Genomic DNA, 249 nt, shown 5'->3' with positions numbered 1-249 from the left:
CCGTGGCCACTTCACTATTGGCATAGGTACCAGCAGTCTTAGTAAATGAGCTTGTACCTAAGCTCAATGTGTCACCATAAACCTTCGTGCGGTTATCCGCAGTCAAGGTGATCGGACGAGCGGTGATCGCCAAGCTACCAGATACATACGTGATGTCATAGTTGCTAGCCAAGAAGCCATCAGTACCGGTGGCTGATGTGGCCACTACTTCATTGGCGTTCGTACCTACGGCACGAGTCGTGCTAGCAG

General features: G+C 51.4%; 1 protein-coding gene. It reads right to left on the bottom strand.

The features are described from left to right. The coding region (locus tag ICE88_RS08460; protein WP_216252061.1) for a hypothetical protein at positions 1-249 on the bottom strand (249 nt) is incomplete at both ends.

The organism is Polynucleobacter sp. AM-26B4 (assembly GCF_018882285.1).
Taxonomy (GTDB): domain Bacteria; phylum Pseudomonadota; class Gammaproteobacteria; order Burkholderiales; family Burkholderiaceae; genus Polynucleobacter.
The sequence above is the reverse complement of the archived record's forward strand: the minus strand, read 5'-3'. Positions and strand labels throughout refer to the sequence as shown.